The following is a 24768-nucleotide window of genomic DNA, read 5'->3' as shown; positions in this document are numbered from 1 at the left end:
TCATAAAGATTCAACATAGATTTATTTATAAAAACAATTGAATTATATAGCCAGCACTATTCCTATGAGATTTATAGATACTCACTGTCACTTAAACGATTTAATTTTTACTAAAAATATCAACATTAGTATTTTTCGTGCTAAAAAAGTTGGTATAAAACATATTATCATACCAAGTGTAAATGCTTCTGATTTTTCTGATATAGATAAATTATGTAAACAATATAATATGTTATATGCTGCATTAGGTTTGCATCCCATAGATATTACTAATCATCGTAATGAAGATCTAGATCTACTAGATGGATATTTACAAATCAAAAATAAAAAATTAATTGCGATCGGAGAAATTGGGTTAGATTTATCTATAGATAAGATCCATTTTGATAAACAAATATATTTACTTAATGCACAGTTAAAATTAGCAAAAAAGTACGATTTACCAGTAATTTTACACTCACATCATACTCATGATCAATTAAGTGTACAATTACGCCGACATAATTTACCTTGCCGAGGTATAATACATGGTTTTACTGGTAGTCAACAACAAGCTAATAATTTTATTAATTTAGGATATATGATTGGTATTGGTGGAGTGATTACTTATAAACGTGCTAATAAAACACGTAATACAATCTCCAATTTACCATTAGATTCCATGATATTAGAAACAGATTCTCCAGGTATGCCATTAAATGGTTTTCAAGAACAACCTAATAGACCAGAACGTATTCTTGATATATTTAAAGAATTATGCTTATTACGAACTGAATCACCTCAATATCTTGCTGATGTTTTATGGCAAAATACCATAAAAATATACAATATATAATTCTTATTATATAGAATTATTGTTTAAATATTGAAATATTTTTACGAATTAGAAATGATAGTTATGTAGAGCACAACTTACTCTATACAGATAAAGTCGTGATTCTAACGATGGATGATTTGATGTAAGGATTTGATATACTTGTTTAGATGACATAGCATTTATAATTAAAAAAGCATTTTGCTTATTGTTAGAAAATACTTGGAGTACACTATTAACTCCTCCATTATAAGCGGTAATTACCGCATAACGCCTAGATAACGGATTTTCAATTTTATTCAGATAAATATTTTGAAGCAAAGAAATATAAGCAGTACCTATATCAATATTATTTTTTGGATCAAATAAATAGCTACGACTTGGTTGTCCGCATCTTCCTTTCATACGAAATACATCAATACCTGCCGTATGTTGTACAACCTGCATTAATCCTAGAGCATCTGAATGACTAACGGCATATGGATTAAAACTTGATTCTATCTGTATGATAGCTAAAATCAACGAAACATCAATAGAATATTCTTTAGCAGCCTTTCGTATTATTGGTAGGTACTTAAATGCACGTTTATATAAATGATTAGATATCATAGGTATAGAAATATACCAAATCACATGTATACCATCATAACGTTTTTTTAATTGATTTTTAATTAAATAGTCGGCAAAATTACCAGCACGACACGGTCCACGAATAGGTTGTCCGGTATTATCAAAAATCTGACCATATAATAGTGGTTCTTTATTTGGTACTTCTAATGTTTTTGAATTAAAAACTATATTAAATGAATTATCATTAATTAATAGCATGGTAATAATAGCTTTACGTAGTTCAACTATTGTGTTTGTGTTATCAACACTTTCAATTGTAACTTGACCTTTTTCAAAATTAATATGCCCACGAGTATGATAATTATCACTGTATTTAATGTAATCTTTAGGTCCTGTAATTAATACTTCATTAGTTCCCCAAATTTTTTCAATATTAGCAGCAAATTGCTCCATTAAAATATTGAATCCATTTATATCTCTGATCCAATTTATTTGATATTGAGAGTTTTGATGTTCTGAACAAGAAAATAAAAATGAAGAAATCACTAGTAGTGTTATTAACTTTTTATACATTATAAATAACTTTCTTATTACATAATTTAGATTCTATATTTTATATAAAAATAAACATTAAATTTATCGTATATTCATATATATGTGTTAATTACAAATATAATTTATACTATGCAATTTTTTCTTTAAAGAAAAAATATATCATATTTTTTTTCAAAAAATTGCGATCTTTTTCTTTTATCATATTAAGTTTATTTTCATTAATTAGCATAGTTTGCTTAATCAACCATTGATTCCATGCTTCTTGTGAAATTTCATTATAAATACGCTTACCTAACTCTCCCGGATAAATTTGAATATTTTGTCCCTCAGCGCTTTGTTGTAGATAAGTGCAAAAAATAATACGTTTCATAAATTTTCTCTTTATTTATATAAAGTATATTATATATATGTACTTATGTAAGTTTGTTAAAATTATCAAATGGAATATTTTATATTTATATTAAAAAATATGAAAACTGTAATGGTTTTTTAAAAAAAGTATATCAGAGTTTATTAGATTTAAAATCTAGTATAAACTAAACTACTTTAGTTTATCTATATTAAATAATTAATTTTCTAAAAAGAAAGTTTTATTTAACATAAAAATCAAGTAATACAATATATTTTTATAAAATAGAAAATTAATAAAGATATCAACATACTATATTGTTTATCTTTTTAAAAAAATTCATTAAATTATGATAATATATTTGAAAAGTTATTTATTAATTAACATAAAATTAATATTTAGAGTTAAAATTAACAATTAAATATATAATATATAAATTTAATGTAACTACAACTTTACATATTTTTATTATTAACATCATGATTAAATCAGATCGACTTTTTAAGTTATGACATAAAAATTTAGCTATATCGTAAAATTAATAAATTCAAAATATATTTAACTTCATTAATTTCCAATATAAATTTTAATAATCTATGTTATATTACTTTTTCCTTTATAGAAAAAATCATTTATTTCTTAATATACTACAATATACCATATTTAATTTTTTAAATATAAAGCTAAATAATTATTATGATTAATGAACTAATTAGTTTAAATTTTAATTATGAAAATCAAAGAATACGCCGTATACATAGTTTTATGATTCGCAGTAGAAAATTAACTAAAAAACAAAGTATAGCACTTAATGATTACTGGACACATATGGGCATTAATTTTCAGCATAATATGCTTGATTTAGATTTAATTTTTGGTAATCAGTCACCATTAGTTTTAGAAATAGGTTTTGGTAACGGAATAACATTAGTCAATACAGCTGAAAATAATCCATATCAAAACTTTCTTGGCATAGAAGTGTATACCCCTGGTGTTGGAAATTGCTTAGCAATGGCTAAAAAATTAAATCTTAAAAATTTACGTATAATATGTCATGATGCAGTAGAAGTATTAAATACTATGATTCCAAACAATACATTAAACATTGTACAACTGTTTTTTCCAGATCCATGGAGTAAAAAACGACATCATAAACGCCGTATTATACAATCACAATTTGCTAAATTATTAAGATATAAATTAAAGATAGGTGGCATATTACATATTGCTACTGATTGTGAAAGTTATGCAACACACATATTGCAGATCATACATGAGATAGATGGTTATACTAACCAGTCAGATAATAATGATTATATTGCACGTCCAGAAACACGTCCTTTAACAAAATTTGAGCAACGTGGTAAAAAATTAGGTCACAAAATTTGGGATATAATGTTTAAACGAACATTATGATATATATTAACAACATATTTGTTAATTATAAGATCATCATCTATGTTTTAACTTAATAATATTATATAAATTAGGTATTCAACTAATTATCTGTTAAAAACAGTATGTTAATATTAAATTAATTCACTTATCTTAATAGAATAAATAAACATTTAAAAATTTTATATAAAATAATAATAATATGTATGTAACTATTTTATTTTATAAAAAATTCTAATAATAAATTTAAAAATAGTTGTCCTTTTTTAGTAATTAACCAATAATTAGTAGTTTCTAATAAATAACCTGTAGCAATTGCTTCATTAAGTTCTCTTCGAATAACTTGTTCATGTAATCCTGTATAATCATAAAAATCAGTACGAGGTATAGCTTCTAATAAACGTAAACGATTCATAAAAAACTCTAGTGGTTTATCTACATCAAGCACTTCATATTGTTTTTCAACATACTTCCCTTTCATAAAGGTATATGGATGTTTAGTTTTAACTGTACGTATGATACGCCCATCTAATTGTGTTAATTTACTATGAGCACCACAACCAATACCAACATAATCTCCAAAACGCCAATAATTGATATTATGTTTACATTCATGATTTATTTTAGCGTAATTAGAAATTTCATATTGATGATAACCAGCTTTAATTAAAAGATTTTTTCCTTGTTTAAATATATTCCAAATAACATCATCATTCGGTAGTTCTGGTGGATTTAAAGCAAATAATGTATTAGGTTCGATAGTTAATTGATACCATGATATATGAGGTGGATTACGCTTAATTATTTGCTTTAAATCATTTATTGCTTCATTTAAAGATTGTTTAGGTAATCCATAAATCAAATCTACATTAAAACTGTTAAAATCTAACTTTTGAGCTATCGATATAGCTTGTATAGATTCTTCTACTTCATGAATACGACCAAGAGATAATAATTTTTCTTTATTAAGAGTTTGAATTCCAATGGAAATACGATTTATACCCATATGGTAATATTTAAGAAATTGATTATGTTCTACAATACCTGGATTAACTTCTATAGTAATTTCTACATTTTTTGATAATGATAAACAATTATTTATACCTTTTATTATCCTCTGTATTGCATAACTATTGAGCAAATTAGGGGTGCCGCCACCGATAAAAATACTATGTATTTCTCGATTAGCAATAAGCGGTAAATCTTTTTCTAAATCTTTAAGCAAATGTTCTACATATGTAATATGTGGTATTTTTGTTTCTAATGTATATGAATTAAAATCGCAATACGGACACCTTTTGACACACCAAGGGATATGAATATACAGACTAAGTAACGGTAATTTATACATAAACTATTTAATTAAATATAAAATATCACCTAATAACTATGAATGTGTTGTAAATGAAACTTATGACTAAACATATTAATTTTATGTTATCTTTTACCAAATATAGCGGTACCTATTCTTACTAAAGTGCTACCTGCAATAATTGCAGGTTCTAAATCATTACTCATTCCTAAAGAAAGAGTATCAATATTAGGATATATTTGTTTTAAAGTATAAAAAGCAAGAGCTACTTTTTGGAACATTGATAGCTGATATCGATAATCTTTACATGGAGCAGGAATCGCTGTTAATCCACGTAATTGAAGACGTGACATCCTGGAAATATGTTTTGCTAATATTGGCAAATCTGATAGATTGATGCCCGATTTACTTTGTTCGTTACTTATATTTATTTGAATTAAAACATTTAGTGGAGCTATATAATCTGGTCTGTGATTATTTAAATTTTGAGCAACACTTAATCTATCAATAGCGTGACACCACGAGAAATTTTCTGCAACTAAACGACTTTTATTAGATTGGACTGACCCAATAAAATGCCATTGTACATCAGAATATAAAGCTAATTCAGATATTTTTTTCAAACCTTCTTGAACATAATTCTCACCAAATATTCTTTGCCCTGATAAAATAGCTTCTAAGATCATACTAGAAGCTTTAGTTTTGCTAACTGCAAGTAATGTAATTTCTTCTGGAGAACGCCCGCACTCTTCTGCAGCAGACAATATACGTTTTCGTATTTGTTGTAAGTTATATTTAATAGAAATCATAATAAAAATTAATTAAATTGAATATTATAGACATAATTCATGCAATCAATATATAATTATATATATTAGATAAGCATTAATTAATGTATCATATATATTTATGATAAGATAAAATATATATTGTAAATTTTAGTGGGTATCTAACCAATTTTGCAATATAATGACTGCGGCTTGTGAGTCAACTTGGCTCTTTTTAAGAGCACGATATCCTCCTCGTTCAAAAAGCAAAGATTTTGCTTCCACAGTACTTAAACGTTCATCCTGTAATGCAACAGGTATTTTGAAGCGTTTGAATAATGAGTTAGCAAATTCATATACTTTGCAAGTTAGTTGCTGTTCGCTACCATCCATATTCAGCGGTAGTCCTACTACTATATAATTAGGTAACCACTCTTTTATCACAGATTCAATTTGGTTCCAATTAGGTATTCCCTTTTGAGCTTTAATGGTTGTTAGTGCATGTGCAGTACCTGTTAATTTTTGACCTATAGCAATACCGATACTGTGAGTACCAAAATCAAAGCTAAGTAACACTTTATGAACTATCATTAAGCATGTCCTACATCGCTAGTCATATTTTGTATATCCACTCCCATGCTACGTGCAGCTTCTCTCCATCTATCAGCAATTGGTGTCTGAAATAAAATATTCGTTTCTGCAGGTACTGTTAACCAGGCATTTCCCATTAATTCATTCTCTAGTTGTGTTTTTTCCCAAGCACAATAACCAAGCGCTACCAATATTTCTTCAGGTTGATTATCTGTACCCATAGCTTCTAAAACATCACGCGAGGTGGTGATTATCGTATTATTAGAAATACGAATACTAGAAGTATAAACATGTTGAGCAGAATGTAAAATAAAACCACGGTCCTCTGCAAGAGGACCACCAGCAAATACTGGTTTATCTAATTTCATTGTTGAACTATGTACTTTAGGAGTAATTTTCAATTTTTTAAGTACTCCCTCAATTGTCAAATTACCTATTGGCTTATTGACAATAAGACCCATAGCACCTTCTTCTTCGTCATGCTCACAAATATAAACTACAGAGCGCTTGAATAAAGGATCTTGTATAAAAGGCATCGCAATTAAAAAATTATGCTGTAAATTCATTCTCACTCATATACCTAACATGACTTTCATATTACTAAGTTAGTAAATTAAAAATTAATTATAATTTGCGTTTTTTAGTATTTTACCGTAAAAGATTTTTAATAGCATCTATTAGTATTCCACTAATTGAAATTGGAAAAGTAGCTTCAATTTCACATATACAAGTTGGACTAGTTATATTAATTTCAGTTAGTTTATCACCAATAATATCTAAACCCACAAAAATTAATCCTTTAGATTTTAATATTGGAGCCACACGAAGAGCAATCTCCCAATCTTTATCACTAAGTGCACGTGCTTCTCCGTATCCACCAACAGCTAAATTAGCACGTGTTTCACCTTCTTGAGGAATACGAACAAGGCAATATGGAACTGGTTTACCATCTATTATTAATATACGTTTATCACCTTCTTTAATTGCTGGTAAATAATTTTGTACTATACAAAAACTTTGTCCATAGTTAGTAAGAGTTTCAGTAATGACACCAAAATTTTGATCGTCTTCCTTTATGCGAAAAATAGACTTACCACCCATACCATCAAGAGGCTTTACGATTATATCACCATATTTTTGCCAAAAAGCATGTATTTCCCTTTGATTACATGTTACTAACATATCTGGTATTAGTTCAGGAAACCAAGTCGTAAAAATTTTTTCATTACAATCACGTAAACTTTGAGGCTTGTTTATTATCAATGTGCCTTTTTGTTCGGCATACTCTAATAAATAAGTGATATAAAGAAATTTAGTGTTAAACGGTGGATCTTTACGTATCAATATTATATCAAGTTCAACTAATTTGATTTCTTGTTCATTATAGAACTCATACCATTTATTGTCATTTTTTTCAACATACAATCTATAAGTATGTGCATAAACGACATTTCCTCTCAATGATAAATCATTGATTTCCATATAATAAATTTTAAAATCGCAACGTTGTGCTTCTAGCAAGATAGCAAAACTAGTATCTTTTTTAATGTTAATGGATGAAATTGGATCCATAATGATTCCAAGTTTAATCATTTTTCCCCTTAATGATACTATCAATATTTAAATATTATCTCATATATAAATTATCTTCTTTTTAAAAAATTCTTATCATATAAAATGTATTTACAATCAAACTAAAAATTTTTATTTAAATATATTTATAATAAAGATTATATTTTATATGTAATTAATTTACGAAATTAGCAATATTTTAATCTTATATTAATAATAATCCACTATAAACTAATTACTAATAAAATAATGTTATTTAACATTTATTATTAAAATAAATATAATCAATCAAATTTATTTCTTATAATACTACTCGTATAAAAATTATAAGTATAAATTTATATAACATATATTTTATATGTTCATAACATATATGTTATATCTAATAAATTATTAAAATTTAATGAATATTTATTCAAACATATGAAAAGAAATTTATTATGAATAACTTATTTTTATTTACATAGATAAATATTTATCGAATACTTTTTATTAAAAAAATAAATATCATTAAAACTAAAAAATAATAATTATTTTTTTAAGTATATGTTTATTTAAATTATCTAAATATTATTCAGTATTTATCATTTAGATAATTTTAATAATGTACTTAAATACAACAAAATAATTATGAATATAAATTTAAAAAACATTAAAATAACTGTAATTAACATTATTTATTACAGTATTATACTGTAAACATCTCATTGGAAAATATTTTTATATTCATAAATTTTTAAATTTATTTATCCTATCTTTTTGAATAAATATTTTCTAAATAAAAGGGTTGCCCGCAGGCAGCCCTTAGAATATAGTATTTTATCACTGGCCAATATCACGTAGTTTTTTTCCTAACATTAGATTGCGCTCAATGTGCTCTAACGAGACATTTTTAGTTTCTGGAATAAGAATGATAGTTAAAAATATAAATACCATATTTAACATAGCATATATCCAGAAAGTTAATGCGTTACCTAATACATTTAGCATAGTAAGAAAAGTAGCACCTACAATCATATTTGCAATCCAATTAGTTGCAGTAGATACTGTAATACCAAAATCTCGCCCTTTCAATGGTTGAATTTCTGAACATAACACCCAAATCAATGGTCCTGCTGACATAGCAAAGCCTACTATGAATAGTAATAGCATGCTAATAGCAAAATATTGTGCACTTAAGGATTGAATATTCATGTGTAATATAGTGCCTAATATACCTATACCAGTTGACATCACCAAAAATCCTAAGATTAATGTTGGTTTACGACCCCATCGATCAACTAAACCAATGGCAATAAATGTAGCTAATACATTAACTAATCCTACGATAACTGTGCCCCACATTTGTTGTTCAGTATTATTAATACCTGAAATTTCAAAAATTTTTGGAGCGTAATACATAATTACGTTCATACCGGTAAATTGTTGCATTACTTGCAATAATACACCAAGAAATACCGCACGTCGAAAATTAATATTGTTTTGAAATAATTTCCAACCTGATTGCTTAATTTTTAAGCTTTCGCGAATTTCATTGAGTTCAATTTTTGCAAGTTCACTAGTATCACGCAAACGATCCAGCACACGTTGTGCATCACGAAAGTTTCCTTTTGCTGCTAACCAACGCGGACTGTTAGGTAAAAAAAATACTCCTATAAGCAACATCACGGCTGGAATAGTAATAATTCCTAACATCCATCTCCATGAACCTGTATGACTAAATGCAGTATCTGATAAATATGCTGTTAGTATTCCCATAGTAATCATTAACTGATACAGTGAAATCATACTACCCCGAATTTTTTCTGGAGCTATTTCCGATAGGTATAATGGAGCAGTATAGGAAGCAACACCTACTGCTAAACCTAAAATAATACGAGCAGAAATTAACATTAATGGATTTATGGCTAGTGTAGACCAAAGAGAACCGATTACAAATAAAATAGCTCCAGCCATGAGACTTTTTTTACGTCCCATGTTAGACGACATCCAACCACTACCAATAGCGCCTACAGCGGCACCAAACATCATAGAGCTAACAATCCATTCCTGCTCCTGCACCGTAACGTTAAAATCCTTCGCTATAAAGGGTAATACACCAGCAATAACACCAATATCCAGACCAAATAGTAAGCCAGCTAAAGCTGCTAGAAAGCAGACAAATAAGGTCATTGCCTTATTTGAAGTTCTATTTTTATGAATATTACTAAGCATATTGCCTCCCAGTTTATTGATTAATATTCTTATCAATATCAATAATTTAAATAATTCAAATTACATTAATTTTAATAATTAAATATTTTTTAAATTTACAATTATGTTTTGCTTAAAATCACTAAATATAAAAATTTAATCATTTATAACAATAACATCTTAAATTTATTTAATATAAATAAAAATAAAGAATTAAGAATGATATATATTAAGTACTTTTAATATCAATTAATTTAAGCAGAATTTAAAAAGATCTAAACAGATGCACTAATATAAAATATTATAAATGTAATAATACATAGTGTAGTTAGAAGAGAATAATTCACTGCTTCTCTTTAAAGAGAGTAATTAATAATTTATATTTTTGATAGTATAGAAGGGAGACTGCAAATTATCTGTAATTTATATTAAGAAAAATTTAATTTGTGAAGACCAGCTGCTTCGCGTAGCTGTACAGCTTTATCAGTTTGTTCCCATGGAAAATGTTCACGACCAAAATGGCCATATGCTGCAGTTTCTTTATAAATTGGTTTTAAAAGATCCATCATCTGAATTAAACCATAAGGACGTAAATCGAAAAATTCACATATTAGTGAAATAAGCTGTTCTGTTGGTATACTTTCTGTACCAAATGTTTCTATCATGATAGAAGTTGGCTCTGCAATTCCAATAGCGTAAGAAATTTGAATTTCACACCGTTCCGCTAAACCTGCTGCCACTATATTTTTTGCTACATAACGCGCTGCATAAGCAGCTGAACGATCAACTTTTGATGGATCTTTGCCGGAAAACGCACCTCCACCATGACGTGCCATTCCTCCATAAGTATCCACAATGATTTTACGTCCTGTTAAACCACAATCACCCATAGGACCACCGATTACAAATCTTCCTGTTGGATTGATATGATATTTTGTATTAGAGCTAATCCATTTTACTGGTAGAATTGGTTTGATAATTTCTTCCATAACGGCTTCATGAAGGTCAGTTTGTGAAATTTTTTCTGTATGTTGTGTCGAAAACACTATTGTATCTATGCCAATAATTTTTCCACAATCATATTGAAAAGTAATTTGACTTTTTGCATCTGGACGCAGCCAGGGTAATGAACCATTTTTACGTAATTTTGCTTGCTGTTGTACTAAACGATGTGCATAGATAACTGGTGCAGGCATAAGAACATCAGTTTCATTAGTAGCATAACCAAACATTAAACCTTGATCACCAGCACCTTGTTTCAAAGGATCTATGTGTTCGATACCTTGATTTATATCGCTAGATTGCTTTCCTATGGCGATTAGTACAGCACAAGAATTTGCATCGAATCCCATGTCTGAATGAACATAACCTATTTCACGTACAGTATTTCTGGTAATTTCTTCAATATCCACTAAAGCGCTAGTAGTAATTTCACCGCTAACTAAAACCATACCTGTTTTAATGTATGTTTCGCAACCTACACGGGCATTGGGATCCTGTTTGAGAATATCATCTAAAATAGCATCAGAAATTTGGTCAGCAATTTTATCTGGATGGCCTTCTGATACAGATTCAGAAGTAAATAGATGTTTAGGCACTTTATTTTTAACCTTAAAATATTTTAAATTCAATTCATGGCAGAAATTATTTTATATCTATTTTAAAATAATGTTTTGTAGATATTTGCTAGTTATTAAAAAAGATTTTTTTAAATACATTAAATAAATTATAGTTTATCAAACTAAACCAATATTTTATTGATATATTACTCGAAATGCTAGTTATTTTTTATTAAAAGTAAGATTTATGAATAGAATATCTATAAAATAGATTTATTATTTTATTTTTTATAAATAAAATATCTAATTACGTGCTTTAATGTAAATTTATAAAAACTAAGATCATTATGAATGTATACTTTTAATATAATTTTAAATATATTAAATAAATGATTATTTATCTAATCAATATGATTAAATAATCATTTATTTAATATGTTGAAAACATTATGAAATACATATATGATATGTATTTCATAATTTTAAATCAAATAATATTTATAATTTATTTATTATTCTGTTTAAATATTATCGAAGACTATTAATTATTATATAATTATAAATATCAAAGATTATTAATTATATAAATATATCTATGCAAATAAAATTGATGTTATCTATATAAATAAAGTTAATTAAGAACTAAAAATTAATTATATTTTATTTGTTTCTAAAATAAAATATATAAAATTATTAAGTGATTTATTAGATATTAAATTAATTAATATATTAAAAATATGTGTTATAAACAAATATATAAATATAAATATATTTTATATGTCTGTAATTGATAAGTTAACTATCAAACATTGATAGAAATAAAAATCGTAATATTTTACTTACAGAATGGAGTAAAATATATGTCAATATAAATTATATCATAATAGTAAATATACTTATTTATAACTTTAATATATATATATATCAAAGTTATTTTATAATAACGATTGTTTATAATAAAAATAAGTTAAATAATTCATTTTAATTGGAGTAAAAAAATGTTTGCTCATAAAGAGCTTGCTAATGCTATTCGCGTATTAACTATGGATGCAGTACAAAGAGCTCAATCTGGACACCCTGGTACGCCTATGGGTATGGCAGATATTGCTGAAGTGCTGTGGCGTGAATTTCTTAATCATAATCCTACTAACCCTTTATGGATAAATCGAGATCGGTTTATTTTGTCTAATGGTCATGGTTCTATGTTACTTTATAGTTTATTACATTTAACGGGTTATGATGTCTCAATGGATGAATTACGAAATTTTCGTCAATTATATTCTAAAACTCCAGGACATCCAGAATATGGATGTACTCCTGGTGTAGAAAGTACTACTGGTCCATTAGGTCAAGGTATTGCAAATGCTGTAGGTCTTGCTATAGCTGAACGTACATTAGCAGCGCAATTCAATCGTCCTAGTTACAAAATCGTCGACCATAACACATATGTATTTATGGGAGATGGTTGCATGATGGAAGGTATTTCACATGAAGTATGTTCTATTGCTGGTACCCTAAATTTAGGTAAATTGATTGTTTTTTATGATCAGAATGGAATTTCTATTGATGGTAAGGTTAAAAATTGGTTTACTGATGATACTGCTAAACGCTTTGAATCCTATGGTTGGCATGTTATAAAGTCTATTGATGGTCACAATAATAATGATATTAAAGAAGCAATATTAGAAGCAAAAAATATTGTTAATAAACCATCTTTACTTATATGTAAAACTATTATTGGTTTTGGTTCACCAAATAAATCAGGGACACATAATATACATGGGGCACCTTTAGGTGATAATGAAATTGTTCTTGCTCGTAAACAATTAAATTGGAATTATGCACCATTTGAAATTCCTACACATATTTATGTAAAATGGGATGCAAAAAAAGCAGGTAAAGATAAAGAAAATATATGGAATAAGCAATTTGAAGCCTATTCACAAGAATATCCAAAAATAGCTAGTGAATTTAATCGACGCATAAATAATATATTACCAACAAATTGGTTTAATGAAACGTTTAAATTTATCCAAAAATTACAACAAAATCCTATAAAAATTGCTACTCGTAAAGCTTCACAAAATACCATAGAAGAATTTAGTAAAATTTTACCTGAATATTTTGGAGGTTCTGCTGATTTAGCACCAAGTAATTTGACTATGTGTTCTCGTTCTCAACCAATCAATAAAAATGCAAATGGTAATTATATACATTATGGAGTACGTGAATTTGGAATGACTGCCATTTCTAATGGCATTGCATTACACGGTGGTTTTCTTCCATATAGTGCAACTTTTTTAGTATTTATGGAATATGCGCATAATGCAATCCGCATGGCATCATTGATGAAAATCCGTCATATTATGATCTATACTCACGACTCAATAGGACTCGGAGAAGATGGTCCAACACATCAACCAGTCGAGCAATTAGTTAGCTTACGTAGCATTCCTAATATAACGGTTTGGAGGCCATGTGATCAAGTTGAATCTGCTATTGCATGGAAAGATGCTGTAGAACGTAATGGTCCATCAGTTTTAATTTTCTCTCGTCAGGATCTTATGCAACAGTATCGCACTATTGAACAACTAGAATATGTAGCACGTGGTGGATATATACTGAAAGATTGCCATGATAATAAACCCGATTTAATTTTAATAGCTACCGGTTCAGAAATAGAATTGGCTGTAGGAGCTTACATTCAATTAATTAATGAAGGTTATAAAGTAAGAGTAGTATCTATGCCATCTACTAATATTTTTGATAGACAAGATGCAGTTTATCGCGAACAAGTATTACCAAAAAATGTTACAGCTCGTATAGCAATTGAAGCAAGTAGTGCTGATTTTTGGATAAAATATACCGGATTACATGGTTTAGTTATCGGAATGAATAATTTTGGCGCATCAGCACCAGCCCAAACATTATTCGATAAATTTGGTTTTACTGTATCTAATGTAGTTACTAAAGCAAAATCAATTTTATAAAAAATGATGAAGAATAAATTTAGTTATTAATGTATTAATAATGGACTACAAGTAATACTTGTATGTTTAATACAATTTATATAATACTATAACATCCAGTATTGATATTTAGTAATATGGTTAGCAATATAAATGGCTATTCGTATAGCAATCAATGGTTTTGGTCGAATTGGACGTAATGTACTACGTGCGTTATATGAAACCGGACGCCAAACAGAAATTACTGTAGTGGCCATCAATGAATTAGCAGAATCAGCATGTATGGCTTATTTATTAAAATATGATACGACTCATGGTCGTTTTGGTTTTGATGTGTCTCAACAATGTGATGAATTATTTGTTAATAATGATATTATTTATATTTTACATTCTTCTAACATTCATTCATTACCTTGGCGCGAATTGAATATTGATATAGTATTAGATTGCACGGGAGTCTATGGTACTCGAGAAGATGGTGAAGCTCATTTAGAGGCAGGAGCCAAAAAAGTATTATTTTCTCACGCAGGAGGTCATGATCTTGATGCTACTATTATATTTGGTGTAAACCATCATTCCCTTAAAAACGATGATCTTATTGTTTCAAATGCCTCTTGTACTACTAATTGCATTATTCCAGTTATTAAATTATTAGATGATGCTTTTAACATTAAATTAGGCACCATTACAACTATTCATTCAATAATGCATGATCAGAATATAATTGATACGTATCATAATGATTTACGTCGTAGTCGTTCTGCTACTCAATCAATTATTCCAGTAGATACAAGGTTAGCTACTGGTATTAGTCGTATTTTTCCTAAATTTAATAATTGTTTTGAAGCTATTTCAGTACGTGTACCTATAATTAATGTTACTGCTATTGATTTAAGTATTGTAGTAGATAAAATGGTAAAAATATATGATGTAAATACTGTATTACAAAAAGCTTCAAAACAAGAATTTGAAGGAATATTAGATTATAAAGAGTTACCATTAGTGTCAATAGACTTAAATCATGACCCTCATAGTGTTATTGTAGATGGTACACAAACTCGTGTAAGTGGTAAACACTTAATAAAACTTTTTGTTTGGTGTGATAATGAATGGGGCTTTTCTAATAGAATGATAGATACAGCATTAGTAATGTATAAAAGTAATCTTAAATAGTTAAGATTACTTTTATATTTTAGCCAATATTGAATTTAGAGAGGAATTTTATTGCTATGTCCCTAATAAAGATGACTGACTTAAACTTAGCTGATAAACGTGTTTTAATTCGTACTGATTTCAATGTACCATTAAAAAATGGAATAATTACGTCCGATGCACGTATTCAAGCTGCTTTACCAACCATAAGTTCAGCACTTAAACAAGGAGCTAGAGTAATAGTTGCTTCTCATTTAGGACGTCCACAAGAAGGTAAATATGATAAATATTTTTCGCTAAATCCTATAGTAAATAATTTAAAAGATAAACTTAAAGACATTAAAATAACTTTAGCAACAGAATATCTAAATGGCGTAGATATAGGTATAGATGAACTTATAATATTAGAAAATGTTCGCTTTAACAAAGGAGAACGTGAAAATAACGAATTCCTATCAAAACAATATGCTGCATTATGTGATATTTTTATCATGGATGCTTTTGCTAGTGCTCATCGGATAGAAGCTTCAACTTATGGAGTAAGTAAATTTGCTCCCATTGCTTGTGCCGGTCAGCTGCTATGTAAAGAATTAGAATCATTAAGTCAAGTTATGAGTAATCCAAAATATCCAATGGTAGCAATAGTTGGTGGTTCAAAAGTATCTTCTAAATTTGATTTATTAAACTCTTTGGCAAAAATTACAGATACAATTATTGTTGGTGGAGGAATCGCAAATACTTTTATAGCAATTGACCAAAAAGTTGGTAAATCATTATATGAACCAGATTGTATTGAAAGAGCTAAGATGTTGAGAAATAAATATAACATAATAATTCCCACTGACGTGCGTGTTATATCTAAATCATCTATAAATACGTTAATTATAGAAAAAAATGTATCCGAAATAAAAGAAAATGAAGAAATTATGGATATTGGTAATAAGACAGCATATTCTATTGCACAATTATTAAAAACAGCAAAAACCATTGTATGGAATGGACCAGTTGGAATGTTTGAAATACCGAGTTTTCGTAAAGGTACAGAAATTATTGCAAATGCTATTGCAGAAAGTGATGCACTTTCTATTGCTGGAGGAGGTGATACAATAGCAGCTATTGAATTATTTGGTATTGAAAATTATATTTCCTATATTTCTACTGGTGGTGGAGCTTTTTTAAAATTTATAGAAGGTAATCAATTACCTGTAGTAAAAATACTAGAAGATCGTGTTAAGTAATATTTTAAATTTAAATTCTAAAAATCATTTATCTATTTAGTAGATAATATAGGAAGAATGTATTTATGGCTAAGATTTGTGATTTCTTAAAATCTGAAGTTATTAGCGGTGATAATGTTCAAAAACTTTTTCAATTTGCTAAAGTAAAAAAATTTGCTTTACCTGCGGTTAATTGCTTTGGAACAGATTCTATTAATGCTGTATTAGAAACTGCAGCTAAAGTAAAATCGCCTGTAATTATTCAGTTTTCTAACGGTGGTGCAGCTTTTATAGCAGGTAAGGGATTGAAAACTAATAAATCATATGATGCAGCGGTTTTAGGTGCAATATCAGGTGCATATCATGTACATTTAATGGCTAAAAAGTATGGTATTCCAGTAATTTTAAATACTGATCACTGTAATAAGGCATTATTACCTTGGCTTGATGGTTTATTAGATGCAGGAGAACAACATTTTAAGAAAATTGGTAAACCATTATTTTCTTCTCATATGATTGATTTATCTGAAGAAACATTGGAAGAAAATATTGAAATCTGTAGTAATTATTTAACTCGTATGAATAAACTAGATATGACTCTTGAGATTGAACTAGGAGTAACTGGTGGAGAAGAAGATGGTATAGATAATAGTCATATTGATATATCTGCTTTATATAGTCAACCTGAAGATATAGATTATGCTTATACACAATTAAGTAAAATTAGTAAACGTTTTATTATAGCTGCTTCTTTTGGGAATATCCATGGTGTATATAAGCCAGGAAATGTAAAATTAACTCCAACGGTATTACATGAATCACAAAAATATATAAGCAAAAAACATGGTTTATTAAATAACGCTTTAAATTTTGTTTTTCATGGCGGTTCGGGCTCTTCGGCATCAGAAATTGAAGAAGCCATTAGTTATGGTGTAATTAAGATGAATATTGATACTGATACTCAATGGGCTATTTGGAATGGTATTTTGCAATATTATAAGTCTAATGAAAAATATCTACAAACTCAGCTAGGAAATCCGAATGGCATAGATTGTCCGAATAAAAAATATTATGATCCAAGAGTTTGGTTGCGTGCAGCACAGTCATCCATGATATCTCGTTTAGAACAAGCATTTAAAGAATTAAATGCCATTAATATACTTGAACTAAATATTTAAGGAAAAACTTTTAGTATATTAAAGTTATTTAAGTTTAAATTTAAACTATTTATTTTTTTACTGTAATAACTAAAAATAAATAGTTTATGTTATTTAATTTAATTAATTATTAACATATATTAATTGTTAAGATATATATTCTTTATCTTAATAAAAATAAAATTGTATTTAACTCATTATTTGTTTAATATATTGATATATATAATTAAATTTAATTTAATACTTATTAACACTACTCATTATATGAGTAGATAAGTTAATTTACATATTAAAAAATAAATTGTTACCAACAACAAAAATAAAATTTATATAACTAAATAATTGAATTAATAAATATATTAGTTTTTAAAATTAAATTAACAATATATTTGAATTATATTAATAATAAATCTTTGTTTATAACAATATATATTGTTGTTATATTATATGAATGACTGATATTCAATACTTTTATATAACATTTTTAATTATTATTTAAGTTTAATATAATTTTATTATATAGTAAATATAATTAAAATATATAGGACTTTAATATACATGAGTCAAGATAAACTAAAAGAAGCAGTAGCTTGGGCTGCTTTACATTATATATACCCGGGTGCTATTGTTGGTATCGGTAGTGGTTCTACAGTTATGTATTTTATTGAGGCTCTTAATACTATAAAACATAAGATTGATGGTAGCGTATCTAGTTCTAAGGAATCTACAATAAGATTAAAAGATTTAAGTATACCGATATTTGATCCTAATGAAGTTGATAAAGTGGATGTATATGTTGATAGCGCAGATGAAATTAACTCACAAATGCAGATGATTAAAGGTGGCGGTGGCGCCTTAACATCTGAAAAAATCATTGCTGCTATGTCAAAAAAATTTATTTGTATTGTTGATTCGTCAAAACAAGTGGATATTTTGGGAAGATTTCCACTTCCAATAGAAGTAATTCCTATGGCACGTACTTATGTAGCACGTAAATTAATTCAGCTTGGTGGTTTGCCAGAATATCGTCAAAATATAATTACTGATAATGGTAATATTATTCTTGATGTACATAATTTATTAATTTACGATCCAATTAAAATGGAAAAAACAATTAATAATTTACCAGGAGTAGTGACTGTAGGTTTATTTGCTATACAAATGGCAGATGTAGTATTAATTAGCACCATTAATGGCATTAAAACCGTTGTTAAATAGAATTTTCTAAAAAATTTAGTACAATAGTTTTTGTATAATTTATATTATATGAATATTTATATAATAAATTGAAAATATAATTAATGATTTTATATAACTCATACAAGAATTTAAAATACATGCTATCTTAAAAAGAGATGTGTACTATATTAATGAAAAACAAAATTAGTTAAATAATTAAGATTAATTATTTATTTTAAGTCACTATTTAATTTAATATAAATAATATTTAATAAGTTATAGTAATATGCTTTTAATAAAAAGTGATTTTATTTTAAATTTTTTAATTTTAATATTTATTGGTTTAGTTTAACGATAATAAGAAAATCTATTTCAAATTATTTTATTTGCTTTTTTTCAATCAATATTTAATTAAATTGTCAATCATAAAAAATAATAATTTAGTTCATATGATTCAACTGCAACTAAAAATAGGTTATAATTGTAATGTATATATTAATTCAAAATAAAATATTCATAAATATTTTTATTACGATATTAAAATAAGTTATTATTATACAATAAATAATATAGTAATTATATAAATCAAAAATTTTAGTATAAATTATACTCTTAAATTAATAATTATATTGTTAATTTAATAAAATTACAGATTAAGTTTAATTTATGTAGACATTAATAATTAATATAATTAACATTAAAATTCTTTTCAAGATTTTATTTAATAAATATTTAGCTCATCTTAGCAAAAACATATGTAGATAATTAGCCGCTATTAATATTAATCCTTATTATTTAATATTATATAAGTTTCATAATTAAATTATATTAATATAATATTCTAAAAGATATAATTAATATTTGGATTAACAATCTAGAATAAATGGATAAATTATCTTGATAATACTGCTAATTTTATATTAATATTTATTTTTTTACTTAAAAAAGTGAAATTTATTAACAGATTCTTCTTACATAAAGAGTAATTAAATTAAATAATTTAATATTTATAAATATTATTCTTAATGTGATTTTTTCATATAAAAATACTTTTTATAGTAAACAATTATATGATAGGTTTTATTAAAAATATCATTACTACTTACTTATATTTTTTGGATAAAAATCAATGCTAGTTAATATATTACCAATGCCAAATTTTTGAAGGAGTTAAGATAATTGGTAACTGTACATCCCATGTAGATTCTGGTATATTATTAACTAATTGACAGTCATATGCAATTCCTATGGGCAGAAAATTATATTTCTGCCAGTTTTTTAATGTACGATCATAAAATCCCTTACCCATTCCAATACGATAACCTCGAATATCAAATGCTACTAAAGGTATGAACATAATATCGATTAGATCTAAAGTTATAATTTGAGTAATATCTAGTATTGGTTCTAAAAAATTTAATTTATTTAAAATAATTTTTGTTTTAAGCGTATATCTTGAAAATAATAAATGATCTTTAGCAAAAGGATGTATTATAGGTAAATATACTTTTTTATTTTTCTTCCAAAGTTGATTTATCAATGGATATGTATCAATTTCTCCATCAATAGACAAAAATATTGTAATATGTTCTGCCTTAACAATAGGACTAAAATTTACACTATATTGAGCTAATAAATTAGCAGCTTGTATTTTTTCTCTCGAAGCTAAATTAAAACGAATATTACGTAAATGTTGACGAATATTTTGACGTTTTAAAAAAAAATCTTTTATCATGATTTGATTTAAAATTTTTGTATATAGTAAATTACATTATTGAATATCTTTATATTTAATATAATATCAAGAATTTCACTAATGTAAATTTCTTGTAAGATATTTATGTTTTATATTTTATATTTCAAAGAATCATTATATAATGTATAAATTATAAAATTAAAAAAATTATTAATTAGTGATCATTAGTAATAAATAATTTGAGTACTATGAATCATACTTTATAAATATTTAATTAATTTATTTAAATCTATTTAATAGAGAGATAGATATGATTAGCTTAAAAACGTTTCGAAAACGTAGGCAAATGATGATTAATCATATGCTATCTAATAGCGCTGCATTATTTTTTGCAGCACCTAAAGTGATACGTACTAATGATACCGAATACCCTTATCGTCAAAATAGCAATTTTTGGTATTTTACCGGATTTAATGAACCAAATTCTCTATTAGTATTAATTAAAAAAAATGAAACTAATGATCATAGTGTTTTATTCAATCTTGAGCTTGATTTAAAATCAGAAATTTGGTCAGGTAAGAGATTGGGACAGCAAAAGGCTTTAGTTAAACTTGGAGTAGATTGTGCTTTACCATGGAGAGAAGTTCATGAACACTTATATCAACTGATTATAGGACTTAATGTGATCTATCATGCTCAAGGAGAAAATATAGAAGCTGATATATTAGTATGCAATATACTAACAAAACTACGTAGTGGATCATCTAAATATTTAAACGCTCCCCATACAATCACTGATTGGCGGCCCTGGGTTCATGAAATGCGTTTATTTAAAGATGAAGAAGAAATTAATATTATTCGTAATATAGGGAATATTAATGCATTAGCTCACAGCACAGCAATACAATCCTGTCGAACTGGTATGTTTGAATATCAACTTGAAGGTAAAATCCATCATGAATTTTATCAACATGGTGCACGTTTTGTATCATATAACACTATAGTTGCATCAGGTAAAAATTCTTGTTTTTTACATTATAATGAAAATAAAAGTCAAATGAATGATGGTGATTTAGTACTAGTTGATGCAGGATGTGAATTATATGGATATACTGGGGACGTTAGTCGAACCTTTCCTATTAATGGTAGTTTTACTAAACCACAGCGCGCTCTTTATGATATTGTATTGAGATCTTTATACAAAGCCTTAGAAATGTTCGGTCCAGGTACTAGTATCCGTAAAGTTAATGATGAAGTTGTACGTATTATGATATTAGGTTTAATTAACCTGGGCATTCTTAATGGTGATCTTGAAGAAATGATTGCAGAACAGGCTCATAGACCTTTTTTTATGCATGGATTAAGTCATTGGTTGGGATTAGATGTACATGATGTCGGAGATTATGGTACATTAAATCGTGATCGCATACTTACACCGGGCATGGTATTAAGTATTGAACCTGGACTATATATTATGCCTAACTCAAAAGTTCCAATACAATACCATGGTATTGGTATACGTATTGAAGATAATATTCTTATTACTATGAATGGAAATGAAAATCTTACAGATAAAGTTATTAAAGATCCTAAATTAATTGAAAATATAATAATTTCAGCACATAAAAATAAAGTTTTTAATTACATATAATTACATATAATTAATTGTATGTTCAATTTTTATACTTTCATGGATTTATATATTTAATTAATATTACTTAAACATTAACAATAAAAATTTTTTATTTGATAATTATTAATTACTGAATAAGTTATATTAATAAATTGTATATATCATGTTACTCTAACCTAAATAAAAATATTCACTTTTTGATATCAATTCATATTTATTATGTTTATATTCTTATATGTAAGTACTATATTACCTCATAGTTAATATTAATATAATATATCTATGTATATAGAATTACATAATGTTTGAATTCATATATTGATTAAATTTATAATATTGAATATATATTTAGTTTTTAATTTAATTTATAGTCTTAATTATAATAAAATAATTAATTTTAATCAAACATTGCTAATGTAAATTAGTTTTATATTTTGCGCAAAATATCTCAATATTTTAAATTTGTTTATATATATTTAATATCAATAAGTTAATTCAATAGGATTTATTAATTTATTTATTCTTTAATGTATAAGGAAGTGTTTGAATGGTTAATTTACTATCTTCATCACCAGTTATGCGTATATTGCTATTAGCTTTAATATCAGCGTTCATAATACTTTGTATCCAGATATTATCATTATTTATCTGAACTGAACTTAATACCATTCCTGTTTTACGCCATTGATTGTTTATCTGTAATTCCAAAGAGCTTAAAATATTAGGTATTTTATTTGCTTTACCTGCTAACCAATATAATGCACGTTTATTAATACCACGAAATTTATTACTTATTATTACTTCTTGACCCATATAGCAACCTTTTTCGAAACTTATCGCATTAAGAGCTTCTAAATTAGCAGCTTGTGGCATTAATTTACCACTAGTTTGTAAGTCAATAATCGGAAATCCAGCTTCAATATCTAATGCTAGCCATTGTTTACTATCATTTAATAGCGCTATATTGCATAATTGTTTTTTCAGTTTTATGGCTTCTATTAACGTAGTAATAATTAAAAATCGTTCAGCTGGTTGGGCAAACCAAAGTATTGTAGTATCTTTCTCTGTTACTACTTGTATATCAGAACATGGTATTACTTTAAATATATTTTGAAGTGCTAAACGTGCATTCAAACCAACTACTCCTAGTAATACTACATCACTAGCAGCAGTAATAGAAATTTTTGAAAAAATCGCATATTTATTTAGCTCAGTAATTTGTTGCTGATGTAGGTTATATCGTATTAAATATGCATATCCATCTCTATAATGAAATAAACGTATATTACTCAACATTTTACCTTTAGCATTACAATGTGCAGATAAGTAATGCTGTGTTGTTTTCATGTTATTTATGTTTAATGTTAACTGACTTTGAAGATAGGAGTGACTATTCTTACCTTGTACTAAAACTAATATCCATTCTTCTAGAGATATAAGAGTTAAAGGTAAAAATGAAGATGCTGAGAGTTTATTTGAAGGAAAAATAAAACTTTGCATATATATATCCTAAATAAATTATCTAATTTTATTTTATTTAGTTAATGTATCTTTCAGATATGTTAATATATGATACATACAATCTTATAATATAAAGTTTAAAATTTTATGTAAATAAAATAATAGATGTACAAGATATTTTATCTTGATTTATATTTACATAACTACTTAATAAATACTTATTATGAATTTTAATTTATTGAATATCCTATGATAACATCTTAAAAATTAATAAATTATTAGTATTTTTTTATATTCATATAATTTATCTTTAATAAAAATTACATTATAGATTTATATTAAATATTTCAGATAAATTTTCAGCTATTTACTATATATTACCAATATAATTATTGCTATTACTATCATGTAATGATAAATCTTTTAAAGATTTTCGTTGACATAACAATAAATAACAATAATTATATTAAATATAGTATTTAATAAATCTATTGAAGAATATTTATTCAATAGATGAAAATCCTTAATTTAGATATTAATTTCAATCGATACTCATATTAACTATATAAAAATCTTATTGTTTATAACAACAAAGTTAAATAATATTTTTAATATTCTTAGAACATA

Annotated in this window: 19 protein-coding genes; 8 read left to right on the top strand and 11 right to left on the bottom strand. The window is 26.4% G+C overall.

Annotated elements, in window-relative coordinates:
• The first annotated feature begins 64 nt into the window (after positions 1 to 64).
• Entirely contained in the window at positions 65 to 835 is a 771-nt protein-coding gene (locus FD727_RS03465; RefSeq protein WP_159938768.1) for a TatD family hydrolase, read from the top strand.
• Positions 836 to 883: 48 nt separating this feature from the next.
• Here the strand turns inward: FD727_RS03465 and mltC are convergent, their stop codons facing one another.
• Together mltC and FD727_RS03455 are read right to left on the bottom strand one after the other, a co-directional pair.
• Positions 884 to 1957, bottom strand: a complete 1074-nt coding sequence (gene mltC, locus FD727_RS03460) for a membrane-bound lytic murein transglycosylase MltC (RefSeq protein ID WP_159938767.1) — start codon at positions 1955 to 1957, stop codon at positions 884 to 886.
• Between the two features lie 109 nt (positions 1958 to 2066).
• On the bottom strand, positions 2067 to 2309 hold the full coding sequence (locus FD727_RS03455) for an oxidative damage protection protein (RefSeq protein WP_159938766.1): 243 nt from the start codon (positions 2307 to 2309) through the stop codon (positions 2067 to 2069).
• Between the two features lie 675 nt (positions 2310 to 2984).
• Between FD727_RS03455 and trmB the strand changes: the two genes are divergently transcribed.
• Complete coding sequence (trmB, locus tag FD727_RS03450) at positions 2985 to 3704, top strand: tRNA (guanosine(46)-N7)-methyltransferase TrmB (RefSeq protein ID WP_159938765.1); 720 nt, start codon at positions 2985 to 2987, stop codon at positions 3702 to 3704.
• Between the two features lie 196 nt (positions 3705 to 3900).
• Here trmB and hemW read toward each other — a convergent pair whose 3' ends face one another.
• The 7 genes from hemW to metK form a co-directional block, all read right to left on the bottom strand.
• Positions 3901 to 5034 carry a radical SAM family heme chaperone HemW gene (gene hemW / locus FD727_RS03445; protein WP_159938764.1) on the bottom strand — a complete coding sequence of 378 codons (1134 nt, stop codon included), beginning with the start codon at positions 5032 to 5034 and terminating at the stop codon, positions 3901 to 3903.
• A gap of 86 nt (positions 5035 to 5120) precedes the next feature.
• Positions 5121 to 5804, bottom strand: a complete 684-nt coding sequence (locus FD727_RS03440; protein ID WP_159938763.1) for a YggS family pyridoxal phosphate-dependent enzyme — start codon at positions 5802 to 5804, stop codon at positions 5121 to 5123.
• A 129-nt stretch (positions 5805 to 5933) separates the two neighbouring features.
• Complete coding sequence (gene ruvX, locus FD727_RS03435) at positions 5934 to 6353, bottom strand: Holliday junction resolvase RuvX (protein WP_370515969.1); 420 nt, start codon at positions 6351 to 6353, stop codon at positions 5934 to 5936.
• Positions 6353 to 6919, bottom strand: a complete 567-nt coding sequence (locus FD727_RS03430) for a YqgE/AlgH family protein (RefSeq protein ID WP_159938762.1) — start codon at positions 6917 to 6919, stop codon at positions 6353 to 6355. The genes ruvX and FD727_RS03430 overlap by 1 nt, the downstream gene beginning before the upstream one ends.
• An 82-nt stretch (positions 6920 to 7001) precedes the next feature.
• Positions 7002 to 7946 (bottom strand): glutathione synthase, encoded by a 945-nt coding sequence (gshB, locus tag FD727_RS03425; protein ID WP_159938761.1) that lies wholly within the window; start codon positions 7944 to 7946, stop codon positions 7002 to 7004.
• 801 nt (positions 7947 to 8747) lie between these two features.
• The gene (locus FD727_RS03420; protein ID WP_159938760.1) at positions 8748 to 10139 is read right to left on the bottom strand and encodes a sugar porter family MFS transporter; all 1392 of its coding nucleotides are present in this window, start codon (positions 10137 to 10139) and stop codon (positions 8748 to 8750) included.
• A gap of 407 nt (positions 10140 to 10546) precedes the next feature.
• Positions 10547 to 11716, bottom strand: coding sequence for a methionine adenosyltransferase (metK, locus tag FD727_RS03415; protein ID WP_159938759.1), 1170 nt, complete (start codon positions 11714 to 11716; stop codon positions 10547 to 10549).
• A gap of 959 nt (positions 11717 to 12675) precedes the next feature.
• Here metK and tkt point away from each other — a divergent pair.
• From tkt to rpiA, 5 genes are all read left to right on the top strand, one after another.
• Entirely contained in the window at positions 12676 to 14667 is a 1992-nt protein-coding gene (gene tkt / locus FD727_RS03410) for a transketolase (RefSeq protein WP_159938758.1), read from the top strand.
• Between the two features lie 132 nt (positions 14668 to 14799).
• Positions 14800 to 15819: an erythrose-4-phosphate dehydrogenase gene (gene epd, locus FD727_RS03405; RefSeq protein ID WP_159938757.1), complete on the top strand. Its 1020-nt coding sequence runs from the start codon at positions 14800 to 14802 to the stop codon at positions 15817 to 15819.
• 56 nt (positions 15820 to 15875) lie between these two features.
• A complete protein-coding gene (locus tag FD727_RS03400; protein WP_159938756.1) occupies positions 15876 to 17036 on the top strand; it encodes a phosphoglycerate kinase in 1161 nt (386 codons plus the stop codon).
• A 65-nt stretch (positions 17037 to 17101) separates the two neighbouring features.
• Positions 17102 to 18193: a class II fructose-bisphosphate aldolase gene (fbaA, locus tag FD727_RS03395; protein ID WP_159938755.1), complete on the top strand. Its 1092-nt coding sequence runs from the start codon at positions 17102 to 17104 to the stop codon at positions 18191 to 18193.
• 537 nt (positions 18194 to 18730) lie between these two features.
• Positions 18731 to 19390, top strand: a complete 660-nt coding sequence (gene rpiA, locus FD727_RS03390; RefSeq protein ID WP_159938754.1) for a ribose-5-phosphate isomerase RpiA — start codon at positions 18731 to 18733, stop codon at positions 19388 to 19390.
• A 1105-nt stretch (positions 19391 to 20495) separates the two neighbouring features.
• On the opposite strand, the gene FD727_RS03385 is transcribed toward rpiA, so the two are convergent.
• Complete coding sequence (locus FD727_RS03385) at positions 20496 to 21086, bottom strand: 5-formyltetrahydrofolate cyclo-ligase (protein ID WP_159938753.1); 591 nt, start codon at positions 21084 to 21086, stop codon at positions 20496 to 20498.
• 271 nt (positions 21087 to 21357) lie between these two features.
• On the opposite strand from FD727_RS03385, the gene pepP reads away from it, so the two are divergent.
• Positions 21358 to 22698 (top strand): Xaa-Pro aminopeptidase, encoded by a 1341-nt coding sequence (pepP, locus tag FD727_RS03380; protein WP_159938752.1) that lies wholly within the window; start codon positions 21358 to 21360, stop codon positions 22696 to 22698.
• Positions 22699 to 23193: 495 nt separating this feature from the next.
• Here the strand turns inward: pepP and ygfZ are convergent, their stop codons facing one another.
• The gene (gene ygfZ, locus FD727_RS03375; protein WP_159938751.1) at positions 23194 to 24180 is read right to left on the bottom strand and encodes a tRNA-modifying protein YgfZ; all 987 of its coding nucleotides are present in this window, start codon (positions 24178 to 24180) and stop codon (positions 23194 to 23196) included.
• Positions 24181 to 24768: the final 588 nt, after the last annotated feature.

It is taken from the genome of Pantoea sp. Mhis, from assembly GCF_009830015.1.
This window is presented reverse-complemented; position numbering and strand designations above follow the sequence as displayed.